We start from the raw sequence: 10,745 nt of genomic DNA on the forward strand, positions 1-10,745 counted from the left end.
TCGTACCCAAGAACGCAATCGAATTGATGCGCTTGAGCGGCTGCAAAGCTTTATTATTCAAGCCACTCATGTCAATAAAACTCGCAGGCCGACCAAACTTAGTAGAAATGCCAAACGTAAACGCGTTGATGAAAAAACTCAGCGCGGCAAAACAAAAGCCTTGCGCGGTAAAGTGGATTATTAAATAAACGGCTTACTCGGTATTTTTAATAAAGCAAACAGCAAAATGCCAGCCCATTTAAGTGGCTGGCATTTTTTATGCTTATTTACTATCAAGTTTTTAGCTATCCAAGCCTTCTAATTAACCAAGTCTTCTGCTTAATTCGGGAAAGCGCTTTATCATAAATAACATCAAGAGCAGCGACACACCAGCGATAGCGGCGCCGACATAGCCGACACTTGATATGGAAATATGCGTCACTGCATAACCACCGAATAGCGCACCTGCGCCAATGCCTAAGTTAATAATCCCTGAGAACATCGACATCAACATGTCTTGGGCAGTGACATCAACCATAATGACTTTGGCTTGCATAGAGATAATCAGCAGCATCAGCGCCGCGCCCCACAGTAACGCAATGAAACTCAGTGCCCAGATGGAGGTCACGGCAAACAATAGCACTAGCATAGATAGCAGCATTAATATGATCGATATCAGCATCAATCTGGTATTAAAACGATCACCCCAGCGGCTGAATATCACACTGCCCGCAATCCCAGCGATACCAAACAGGAGCAGTATAAAAGTAGCTGAATTTTCACTAATAGCACCGACTTGGCGCATAAAAGGTTCGATATAAGAATAAGCGGTATAGTGAGCGGTAAAGACCAGTAAAATAAGCAAATACAAACAGACCAATAATGGGTTTTTGAGCAATTCTGGAATTTTTCTAAACGAGCCTTCAAACATACTCGGTAGCGTTGGCAATAGCCTAGCTTGCAAGAGAAAGACGATAAAAGCAATCACGCCAATACCGCCAAAGGTTGCCCGCCAGCCGAACCATTGACCGACCAAGCGCCCTAATGGCACACCAAGTACCATCGCCAATGAAGTACCGGTCGCAAGCACACTAAGCGCCAGTGCTTTTTTGCCTTCTGGTGCTACGCGTATCGCAATCGCGGCGGTGATGGACCAAAATATCGCGTGTGATAGCGCAATGCCCACGCGGCTAATCAGCAATACATCAAAACTCCAAGCAAATACGGATAATACATGACTGGCAATAAACACCACAAACAAGCCCAAAAGTAAGCTTTTACGCTCAAAGCGGCTGGTGAGCAGCATCAATGGCAATGACATCGCCGCGACAATCCACGCATATAGCGTCAACATCCAGCCAGTCTCAGCCGTGGTAATTGAAAAATCTTGGGCGATGTCACTTAATAGGGCAACGGGGACAAATTCGGTGGTATTCATAATAAAGGCGCTGACGCCCATCAAAAATACTTGGAAATACTGAGTGCGGCGAGCATTTGCGCTCACCTCAAGGTTATGTTTCATATGATCCAATACAAATAAAGAAGGCGCTAATACAGCAAAGTGGCTTAACAATCACTCATTAGCTTAATAAGATGGCAAAGATACGTCGTAGTGACAGAAAGAAGGAGAGCAAGATACCAAGTCAGAAGCAGCAGTTAAAGTAATTTTTTGATAATTAGCAAGAATCTTGGCAGGATTGTTCAGGTTAAGCATTTATGCGCTATAAACTTACTTTGAGCCGCGTAAATACGATTTTTTAATAATAAGAACAGGGTCTTGTTTGTCAGCCGCTGTAAATCAGGGGATAATCTACAGCATTAAATCTAAACTCGAGAAACTATTTTATGCTGATTAATGCAGATTTTACTCGCCGTGCAGCATTGGCACCCGAACACTATCAATGGGTGCCATCACCGCAAAACGGCGTCGAGCGTGTCATGCTCGACCGCGTCGGCGCAGAAAAAGCCCGTGCCACCAGTATCGTCCGCTATGCGCCTGAGTCCTATTTTCCACATCATATGCATCCAGGCGGCGAAGAGATTTTGGTTTTATCGGGAACTTTTTCGGCAGATGATATCGACTATCCAGCAGGTTGGTACTTACGCAATCCACCAAACTCTGGCCATCAGCCCTATAGTAAAGATGGCGCAGTCATTTTCGTCAAAATTTGGCAAATGCCAGCCACCGAAACACGTTATGTCGCTATCGATACTAACGATGGGGCAAATTGGCAAATACAGGACAATCGTGAGGTCTGTCAGTTATTCTCAGATGACAGCGAACAGGTCAGCTTACAGCGATTAAAGGCCAATGAAGCTCTATTTACCGACACAGTATTTATAGACACAATATTTACCGACACAATCAAAGGCGGCGCTGAGATACTGGTGCTAGACGGCGAGCTGATAGATACTGAACTTACAGATGACGCTAAAACCTACACTCGCGGTAGCTGGCTACGTTTGCCAGTGGGTGAAAAACTGCAAATAAAAGCAGGCGCGCACGACGCTACGATTTATCTCAAAACGGGTCATCTGTCTAAAGTCATTGGCGCTAAAGTAGAAAAAAACAGTACGTAAGGTTAGCTTTAACGATTAACAATGTTGTCTTAAAGGGTTTATAGCCTATTGCTTCACTATAAAAAAGGCGTCAGAGCTATTTTTCTGAAAAATAGATTTGACGCCATTTACATATAATTAGCTATAAAATATAGAAGATTATTAAAATAATGTTCTGTAACTGCTCATTGCACATCCGCTCTTCACATTGCTGCTTTATTTCTGTAAAATACCAACCGTACGGTTTCTTTATAAGAGAATATTCTTCTTTTCAAGAATAATAGAACACGTTCTTTTAAAGCCCAAATTATTTTTAGTTAAACTGACGCGCTAATATCGAGATAAAAATGGAAACTCAAAACGCTCATAAACGTAAAAAACAGCCAGAGCTTATACGGCGGGCGCTGCTTGATGAGGCAGCGCGCATCACTTTGGAGCAGGGCTTGTCTAAAGTCACCTTCCAATCGGTAGCGGATGCCGTCGGCGTGACCAAAGGCGGGGTGATGCATCATTTTGCCACCAAGGACGCGCTCATCTTAGAGGTGTTTTATGACGCGATGGCTAAGTTTGAGGCGGAAGTCAATCAAGCGATGGCAAAAGATCCAGTCAGCTATGGCTCGTTTACCCGCGCTTATATCGATGCCACCATCAGTTTGGGCGAAAAAGGTCAAGCCGAGTTTAATAGCCAAGCCACGCTATATGTCTTGATGCTAGGAGATAGGATGCTGCGCGAACGCTGGGCTGAATGGTCAAACGAGCAGCTAAAAAAACACGCTGCTACGGATAATAGCGAAACGCTATGTATGGTGCGTCTGGTCGCCGACGGTATTTGGCTCTCTGACTTTTCAGGTATCGATATCTCGGACAAAGCTTCATTGCGCACGCGCTTGATAAAAATGACGCAGCAAGACTTTGACAAATAAATTTGATAAACAGTGTTGATAAATGGCACGCACATAGAAAATTTTATCTTTAACCTATGACGGCATGATTGACTGAACGCTTTTTTATAAATCCTCAGTCGCCTTAAGGAAAACTTATGACAACTACTCAGACAAACGTAAATAATTTACAAGACATTATCGACTTAACACAAACGCAGACCGCTTATATTAACGGTCGCTATCTGGCGGTCGATGGAACGCTGACTACCTTTGACGATATCAACCCAGCGACAGGTGAAGTGCTGGCGAGCATTCAGCAAACCACTGCCGAGCAAATCGATGAAGCGGTAAAAGCGGCGCAACAAGGGCAAAAAGTGTGGGCGGCAATGACCGCAGTTGAGCGTGGCCGTATTTTATTAAAGGCGGTTGCGATATTGCGCGAGCGTAATGATGTGCTGGCATTACTCGAAACCAAAGACACGGGTAAAGCGCTTTCTGAGACCAAGTATGTCGATATCGTCACTGGTGCTGATGTCGTTGAATATTATGCGGGTCTTGCACCAATGTTAGAGGGTCGTCAGATTCCGCTACGTGATAGCAGTTTTGTTTACACCCGCCGCGAGCCACTCGGCGTGGTCGCTGGTATCGGCGCGTGGAATTATCCAATTCAGGTTGCGATGTGGAAGGCAGCGCCAGCATTGGCTGCTGGTAATGCGATGATTTTTAAACCATCAGAGGTTACGCCGTTAACCGTCTTAAAACTGGCAGAAATATTTACCGAAGCAGGCTTACCAGATGGCGTGTTTAACGTTGTGCAAGGCGATTATAAAGTCGGCGAAGCATTAACCCAGCATCCTGATATCGCCAAAGTCTCATTCACAGGCGGCGTACCAACGGGTAAAAAAGTCATGGCAAGCGCCGCATCATCGTCGCTTAAAGACGTGACCCTAGAGCTCGGTGGTAAATCACCATTGATCATTTTCGACGATGCCGATATCGATATGGCGGCGGATATCGCCATGATGGCGAACTTTTATAGCACAGGTCAGGTCTGTACCAATGGCACGCGTGTATTTATCCCCAAAGCCTTACAAGCTAAATTTGAAGAAGCCATCTTAACGCGTGTCAAACGTATCAAACTCGGCGATCCGATGGATGAAAATATCAATATGGGACCGCTAGTGAGCTTCCCGCATATGGACAGAGTGCTTGGCTATATCGAGCAAGGTAAAGCGGGCGGCGCGCGTTTATTAACTGGCGGCGAACGTATCACGGCAGGCGAGCTTGCCAATGGTGCATTTGTCGCGCCGACGGTATTTACCGATTGCAGTGATGATATGACCATCGTACGTGAAGAAATATTTGGACCAGTGATGTCGATATTGACTTATGAGAGCGAAGAAGAAGTGATTCGCCGTGCCAATGATACGGATTACGGTTTGGCAGCAGGAGTGGTAACCGCTGATTTGACCCGCGCGCATCGCGTGATTGCACAGATTGAAGCTGGTATTTGCTGGTTAAATACCTGGGGCGAGTCGCCCGCGCAAATGCCAGTGGGCGGATATAAGCACTCTGGTATTGGCCGCGAAAACGGCATCGAAGCCCTTGAGCATTATACGCAGACCAAATCTATCCAAGTAGAGCTTGGCAAGTTTGAATCGGTATTTTAAGCAGTTGTACGGTAAAAATTTTTAAACAGTAAAGTTAAGGCGTGAGGACTCATTTTTCCTTTTCGCGCCGCTTCACTGCTATGAAATGATGGATATTTTTAATTTTATGGAGCGTTTTATGACATCAACCACACCTGAATATGACTACATCATCGTCGGCGCAGGTTCAGCAGGCAATGTGCTAGCCACGCGCTTGACCGAAGATGCCAACATTAAGGTGTTGCTATTAGAGGCGGGTCGTCCGGACCATCGCTTAGACTTTCGCACCCAGATGCCAGCGGCGCTCGCCATGCCGCTACAAGGCACCACATATAACTGGGGCTACAAAACCGACCCTGAGCCCTATATGAATAACCGCGTCATGGACTGTGGCCGCGGTAAAGGGCTTGGCGGCTCGTCACTCATTAATGGGATGTGCTATATCCGTGGTAATGCGCTCGATTTTGATGATTGGGCGAAAATCAAAGGCTTAGAGGACTGGACGTATCTCGACTGCTTACCTTATTTTAAAAAGTCAGAAAATTGTGACGCTGGCGAAAATGACTATCATGGCGTCGGTGGTCCAGTTGAAATGACCACCTCAAAACCTGGCGTCAATCCGCTGTTTGAAGCGATGATTGAAGCGGGCGTGCAAGCTGGCTATCCGCGTACAGAGGATCTAAACGGCTATCAACAAGAAGGCTTTGGGCCGATGGATCGCTTTGTAACCCCTAATGGTCGCCGTGCTTCCACCGCGCGTGGTTATCTTGACCGTGCAAAACCACGTAGCAATATCACCATTTTAACGGGCGCATTGACCGATGTGATTTTATTCGATGGCAAGCGTGCGGTCGGTGTCAAAGTCGCCCATCAAGGTCAAATCAAAAAATTCTATGCGTCTCGTGAAGTGATCGTCTCATCGGGTGCGATTGCCTCGCCGCAGTTATTGCAACGTTCAGGGATTGGTCCTGGTCAATGGCTTAAAGATGTGGGCGTGACTGAAATTCTAGATTTACCGGGCGTCGGTAATAACCTACAAGACCATCTAGAGCTGTATATGCAGTACGAATGTAAGCTACCAGTCTCAATTGCGCCTGCCAATAAATGGTGGAATAAGCCGGCGATTGGAGCGGAATGGTTATTTATGGGTACAGGCCTTGGCGCGTCAAATCAGTTTGAAGGTGGCGGTTTTATCCGTACCGATGAGAAATTCACTCATCCTAATATTCAGTATCATTTCTTACCGTTAGCGGTGCGTTATGACGGCCGCAGCGCGGTAAAATCGCATAGCTTCCAAGCGCATGTGGGCTCATTGCGCTCGCCTAGTCGAGGCCGCGTCAAGCTAACTTCAAAAGATCCAAGCGCGCATCCGAGTATCTTATTTAACTATATGTCGCATGAGCAGGACTGGCAAGAGTTCCGTGCGGCGATGCGTATCACCCGTGAGATTATGCATCAGCCAGCGCTTGACCCGTATCGCGGCCGCGCCATTGCACCAACTGATGATTTGGTCACTGATGCGCAGCTAGACGAGTATGTTCGCAACCATAGCGAAACGGCTTATCATCCCTCATGTACTTGTGCGATGGGCGAGGGTAACGATTCGGTGGTTAATGGCGAAGGGCTGGTACACGGTATCGATGGCTTGCGCGTGGTCGATGCGTCGATTATGCCAAATATCATCAGTGGTAATCTGAACGCAACCACCATTATGCTTGCTGAAAAAATCGTCGATAAAATGCGCGGTGTGCAGTTGCCACGTTCAATAGCAAATTATTATGTTGCCAATGGCGCACCGCTCAGAGCCGAGCCGATGCGCGTTTATAACTCTGTCGTTTAGACGTCTTTCTACATGAATGCCTAAATGAGTATTTAGGCAACTGAGCGAACTAAAAAACAATAAATAATATAAGTCCATTTCTATCAAAAGGCCTTTAGTAGTAAAGGTCTTTTTTATCAGCGCTTATGTTTATAGAGATGAAAACCGTTGAGGTTAAATTTACTTAGCATTTGCGTCGCTGTTTTTCTAATCGTTTATCTTTCAGTTTTTATTAATTGGTACTGCTTTGTGCGTCATGCGGTGATACATATCTCATCTGGCTATCAGTCATAAAATTATGACGGACAAAGCAATATCAGACCCTGTTTCATTTACCTATTGAGGTCTTTTATGTACAGCTCGCCATCAGAAGATGCGACGAAACCCCTGACTCTAAATAAGACGGTTTTTTTAGGTTCAGCTATTATTTCTATTTTATTAATTATCTGGACGATTGCCTTGCCAGATTATAGTGAGGCATTATTAAGCGCCAGTATGGCATGGGTATCAGAGAGCTTTGGCTGGTATTACATGCTAGTGGTTGCCGCTTATAGTATTTTCGCTTTGTTTGTTGGTTTTTCTAAATACGGCGATATCAAGCTTGGGCAAGATCACGAAAAAGCTCAGTTTCCTTTTTTAGCGTGGGCAGCGATGCTATTCTCCGCCGGTATCGGGATTGATTTATTATTCTTTGGTGCCTCTGAGCCGTTGATGCATTATTTGACACCGCATACGGGCTTAGAGCCTGCCAGTGCTGAAGCGATGCGTGAAGCGCTTTCGCAAACCTTTTTACACTGGGGTCTGCATGGTTGGGGTATTTATGCGCTCATTGGTATGGCATTGGCGTACTTTGCGTATCGTAAAAACATGCCATTGGCGCTACGTTCACCGCTCACACCGATATTTGGTGAGCGCTTAATCAAAGGCTGGCTTGGTGATGGTATTGATACCTTTGGTGTCGTCTGTACCTTGATGGGTATCGCCACCAGCTTAGGTATTGGGGTATTGCAGGCTAATGCCGGCTTGACTCATGTTTTCGGTATCGAATCGAGCAAAATGGTGCAGAGCCTGATTATCTTAGGCGTGGTTGTTGCTGCCGCTATTTCTGCGATGACCGGTGTTGAAAAAGGTGTGCGCCGTTTATCCGAATTTAATATGTTGTCATCGATATTGCTACTATTGGCCATATTGGTGCTGGGTAATACGGTTTATTTGCTCAATACCTTTACCCAAAATATTGGCCAATACTTCCAAACGATTATTTTTAAAACCTTTGATGTCTATGCTTATGATGGCAGCGCTGGCGCTGATTGGAAGTCAGGTTGGACGATATTTTTTTGGGCATGGTGGGTCGCTTGGGCGCCCTTTGTCGGTTTGTTTATCGCGCGTATTAGCCGTGGTCGCACTTTGCGTGAGTTTGTCTTTGGCGTGATGTTTATCCCGCTTGGTTTCATCTTTGCATGGTTCTCTATCTTTGGTAATTCAGCGATAGATTTGGTCGCCAATGGTGCCAATGAGCTCGGTGAAATCGCCGTTAATGACGCCGCAATGGGTATGTTTGCCTTGTTTGAATACTTCCCTTATAGCGATATTTTCTCATTGGCAGGCGTATTTATTGGTCTGATATTTTTTGTGACCTCAGCGGACTCAGGCGCTTTAGTGCTTGCAAATCTAAGCTCAAAAGGTATGACCAATGATACCGACGCGCCTGTTTGGTTACGCCTGTTTTGGGCGGCAGCCACGGGTTTGATTACTTTAGGCTTACTGTTTGCGGGTGGTTTTGCCTCGCTACAATCGGTTTCTGTCATTGCTGGTCTGCCGTTCTCACTTATTTTGCTGCTTTACATGATGGCTATGTGGAAATCATTAAAAGAAGAGGGTAATAAGCGTAAAGCCAGTACGGTTGGCACGGCAAACGTGCTCGATAGTGGTAAAGGTTGGAAAGCGCGCTTGCAGCGTATCGTCAGTTTCCCAAGTCACAAGCAAGTCGAACGTTTTTTACAAACAGTCGTTAAACCTGCCATGATTGAGGTCGAAAACGAGCTAAAAGCAGGTGGTCTTAAGACATCATTGGATATCCGAAATCTGGCCAGTATTGGTAAAAATATCGATGCTGCAACGGACGAAGATGACGGTCAGATAGATGGGGTAAAACTACGCGTCGGGCATGGTGATGAAGATGATTTTATTTATGAAGTTAATCTCATCAAAGCTGAGCGACCAAACTTTACCCTCAATACTTCCAGTAAGCAGGCCGAGTTTTATTATCGTGCTGAGGTGTTTTTAAGTGATGGCTCGCAAGAGTATGACTTGGTTGGCTATACCAAAGAGCAAGTGCTGGTCGATATTCTGCATCAGTACGAATGTCATATGCAGTATCTGCATTTAGAACGTTAATTCATTCATCAAAGGCTAGTATATATAGTTAGTTCAAAATAAAAGCGAGAAATTATAGCTGTGTGTGCGACTGGTATAAATTTTCCTTGCTTGCTGTTATCACAGAGGCTACGAAAAATTAATCCCAGTCGCACTGTATCGATTTTAAAGTAATACTACTATAACTTGCTAGATGTTAGAGATGTGATTAATCATTTGGCAAAACATAATCCCATAAGTTGCATGCAGCTTATGGGGTTTTTTATATAAATTAGCTCAATAAATAATAAGCTTAATGATAAATTTAATGATAAACCTAGTAATAAGTGATTGGGCGACAGCGGTTGTCGCACAGTCTTTTTAGTCGCTTTATTTTCATCAGCTTTTATATTATAGTTATTGAGTCAGGCAAAAATAACATGGCAAACAGTTAACCCTCGGAGCGCAACGCTTCACTTCTTAACTGATTTGTCTTTAGCAAACACTTTTAACAGTGTCCTTTTTAGCAATGTTATTTTCGTTTAATCCTAAACAATCACGCCTGCACAAATCCAAACTTAAACCCCCAAAAAAATATTGATTAATAAGCAGAATAACTGAACAGAAAAACGCCCGTTAATGTTAGTTTTTTAAAATTTATAACGCTAAAAAATAGCGCGACGATAATGAGAAACTACGACTAAACAATTATAAAAAACACCCAATCTTACATTCTAAAACCAATTAACTTCACTAATTTTATAGCCAATAACGTTATTTAAGCAAATGGCGAACAGACTCGGCTGGCTTAAAATTGCGCTTAACAAAGCCTAAAAAATAAGAAAACCGTACGAAAAAAAATACGAAAAATACTGCGACGAGCAAACTAAAATCAAAATAATAAGGATAAAACGATGACAAAGTTAACGTATCAATTTGAGCAAAAACGCATAGACAATGTGCAGTGGTCGGATGGCGCAAAACTGTCTGGAATAACGGCACTGGCGAGTGATGAGAAAGGGCGGGTACGAAACAGCCCATTGTTTTATCTTGAGACGGTTTCTGTGGACGATTATGAAGATGATGTGTATTTTGTCAATAATACCGATGACACACTGAGTTTTGTCGCGCCGTTTAGGCTGTGCCGAAACATAAATGATGCAAGGGCTAAGCTCGGTGATGCCAGTGCTGAAAATGTGAAAAAGGTAAAACTGTATAGCGATGATATCGAGTATTTATATACAGACATTTTACCGAAACAAGCGGTGCGTATTGGCAGTAGGCATATCATTTATGATAGCGATGCGCTGATACAGTGGTTTATTAGTGTGCCTTATAAAGGCGTTGATACGCATTATGGTATTTGGCAGTTCAATGTGGTGGAGAAGGGCGAAATAGGTGGATCTTATCCATTGCTGTGGGAGGATTTTAGCAAGCCCTCGCACGTAGTGAGCAGTGAGTATATGACTGAGCGCAATGAGATGCCAATAGAGCCTTTAC

At 44.5% G+C, this 10,745-nt stretch carries 7 protein-coding genes and 1 pseudogene; 7 read left to right on the top strand and 1 reads right to left on the bottom strand.

What is annotated here, in order from left to right; translation table 11 throughout:
- Window positions 1-184: pseudogene (locus V7D75_RS00680) on the top strand (alternative ribosome rescue aminoacyl-tRNA hydrolase ArfB); the annotation flags it as partial.
- A gap of 117 nt (window positions 185-301) precedes the next feature.
- On the opposite strand, the gene V7D75_RS00685 reads toward V7D75_RS00680, so the two are convergent.
- Window positions 302-1,501 carry a sugar transporter gene (locus tag V7D75_RS00685; RefSeq protein ID WP_289049926.1) on the bottom strand — a complete coding sequence of 400 codons (1,200 nt, stop codon included), beginning with the start codon at window positions 1,499-1,501 and terminating at the stop codon, window positions 302-304.
- A gap of 323 nt (window positions 1,502-1,824) precedes the next feature.
- On the opposite strand from V7D75_RS00685, the gene V7D75_RS00690 reads away from it, so the two are divergent.
- The 6 genes from V7D75_RS00690 to V7D75_RS00715 all read left to right on the top strand — a co-directional run.
- Window positions 1,825-2,559, top strand: coding sequence for a cupin domain-containing protein (locus V7D75_RS00690; protein WP_333612988.1), 735 nt, complete (start codon window positions 1,825-1,827; stop codon window positions 2,557-2,559).
- Between the two features lie 326 nt (window positions 2,560-2,885).
- Complete coding sequence (locus V7D75_RS00695) at window positions 2,886-3,461, top strand: TetR/AcrR family transcriptional regulator (RefSeq protein ID WP_333612989.1); 576 nt, start codon at window positions 2,886-2,888, stop codon at window positions 3,459-3,461.
- A gap of 116 nt (window positions 3,462-3,577) precedes the next feature.
- Window positions 3,578-5,092, top strand: coding sequence for a betaine-aldehyde dehydrogenase (betB, locus tag V7D75_RS00700; RefSeq protein ID WP_333612990.1), 1,515 nt, complete (start codon window positions 3,578-3,580; stop codon window positions 5,090-5,092).
- Window positions 5,093-5,210: 118 nt separating this feature from the next.
- The gene (gene betA, locus V7D75_RS00705) at window positions 5,211-6,911 is read left to right on the top strand and encodes a choline dehydrogenase (protein ID WP_333612991.1); all 1,701 of its coding nucleotides are present in this window, start codon (window positions 5,211-5,213) and stop codon (window positions 6,909-6,911) included.
- A 330-nt stretch (window positions 6,912-7,241) separates the two neighbouring features.
- Window positions 7,242-9,287 carry a choline BCCT transporter BetT gene (gene betT, locus V7D75_RS00710; protein ID WP_333612992.1) on the top strand — a complete coding sequence of 682 codons (2,046 nt, stop codon included), beginning with the start codon at window positions 7,242-7,244 and terminating at the stop codon, window positions 9,285-9,287.
- Window positions 9,288-10,159: 872 nt separating this feature from the next.
- On the top strand, window positions 10,160-10,745 hold a 586-nt coding region (locus V7D75_RS00715), incomplete at its 3' end, for a hypothetical protein (protein ID WP_333612993.1).

Origin of the sequence: Psychrobacter sp. (assembly GCF_036731945.1) — a bacterium.
Classification (GTDB): Bacteria; Pseudomonadota; Gammaproteobacteria; order Pseudomonadales; family Moraxellaceae; genus Psychrobacter.